At 71.6% G+C, this 1,901-nt stretch carries 1 protein-coding gene; it reads left to right on the top strand.

Annotated elements, in window-relative coordinates; all coding sequences use genetic code 11:
- On the top strand, positions 1-1,825 hold a 1,825-nt coding region (locus tag G6024_RS07410; protein WP_159148385.1), incomplete at its 5' end, for an MprF family protein.
- Between the last annotated feature and the right edge of the window lie 76 nt (positions 1,826-1,901).

Genomic DNA, 1,901 nt, shown 5'->3' on the forward strand with positions numbered 1-1,901 from the left:
TACGGCGCTGACCGCGGCCGGCGGGCAGCTCATCGGCGTGCTCGGGGCGGTCGCCGTGATCGTCCCCGGCGACGCGGTCGGCTGGGAGTGGGCCACGGAGCTGTCGGTGGTGCTGGACGTCGGCTGCTCGACCGCGGTGATCGCCGTGCTCGCCGCCGCCACGGCCACCCTTGTCTCGCCCTGGCGACTGCGCGCGCGGGCGCTGCTCTACGGCTATGTGATCGTGTCGTTCCTGTTCGTCGGGAGCCTGGCCGACCTCACCCACCTCGTCGCGTTCGTGGTGTTCCTCGCCGTCGGCGAGCGGTTCTTCTCCGGCACCGAACACGGCCTGCGGCCGCGGACGCGACGGGAAACCCGGCTCGTGGTGTCGGCGGGCATGTGGTTCATCGCCGCGGTCCACGTGGTGGTGTACTTCCTGCCCTCCGACGGCCCCCTCGGACCCACCGAGGCCGAGGACGTGAACCTGGTCGGCATGCTCCTGTCCGTCCTCATCGCCGCGGCCACGGCGGAGCTGCTGCGCCGTGGCTACCGGGCAGCGTGGGGCGTGGCCCTCGCCTATGCCCTGGTCACCGCGGTGGTCACCCTCGTCGTCACGGTCCTGGTCGTCGCCGCGGACTTCGAGTCCCTCGGCGCCGTCACCCTCGGTACCGGTCTGCTCTGGGTGGGCGAGGCCGTGCTGCTCGTGGTGGGCCGGGGCGCGTTCGGCGTGCGGGTGCGGCGACGGGTGACCGGGTCGCGCGTCCATTCCGACGACGTGGTGGAGCGCGTCCGTGAGCTCATCCGGCGCCACGGCGGCAGCACGATGTCGTGGATGATCACGTGGCAGCCGATGAACTACTTCTTCGGCGGAGGCGACAGCACCGCGGGACCCGACTCGGCGGGCGTCGTGGGGTACCGGATGCACGTCGGCACCATCATCGCGCTGGCCGACCCCGTCGCCGACCCCGCCGACCGCGACGTGCTGCTGAGCTCGTTCGTCGACTTCGCCGAAGCGCAGGCCGCCGTCCCGTGCCTGTTCTCGGTGTCCGGCGAGACGGCGGATCGGATGCGGGCGCACGGGTGGCGGGCGCTGCAGATCGCCGAGGACACCATCATGGATCTGCCCGACCTGGCTTTCACGGGCAAGAAGTGGCAGAAGATCCGCTCCGCGATGAACAAGGCGGACAAGAGCGGCACCACCTACGTCTCGGGGCTGCTGCGCGAGCAACCCGCGGCGGTGCTGGCGCAGGTGCGGGAGATCTCCGAGCAGTGGGTCGGAGACAAGGAACTGCCGGAGATGGGCTTCACGCTCGGCACGGTCGAGGAGGCGCTCGACGACGACGTCCGCATCGCGCTGGCCGTGGACTCCGGCGGGGTGGTCCAGGCGGCGCTGTCCTGGCTGCCGGTCTACCGCGGCGAGCCCGACGGTGGCGTGCGCGGCTGGACCCTGGATCTCATGCGCAAGCGCAACGGCCCCGGCGCGAACAACATGGTCGAGTTCCTCATCGCCCGCTCCGCGCTGGAGTTCAAGGACGAGGGCGCCGACTACGTCTCGTTGTCCGGTGCCCCGTTGGCGCGTAGTGGCGACGACGACGAGGTGGCCGTCCTCGACCGCGGACTCGATCTGCTGGGTCAGGCACTCGAGCCCTACTACGGGTTCCGGTCGCTCCACCAGTTCAAGTCGAAGTTCAATCCGAGGATCGAGCCCGTCTACCTGTGTTTCCGCGACGAGGCGGACCTGCCGCGGATCGGGGTGGCGATCGGCCGGGCGTACCTGCCGGGAGCGACGACCCGCCAGCTCGCGGCCCTGGCCCGCTCGGGCCCCTCGGAGACCGTCGACGTCTGACGTCCCGGGGCAGGGAGGGGCGGGGCACCCCACTGCGCCCTGCCCGCCCCCCGGCATCCGCTCCTGCGCCTGGCGT

Origin of the sequence: Dietzia maris, assembly GCF_014144855.1 — a bacterium.
In the GTDB taxonomy this organism is placed as follows: domain Bacteria; phylum Actinomycetota; class Actinomycetes; order Mycobacteriales; family Mycobacteriaceae; genus Dietzia; species Dietzia kunjamensis.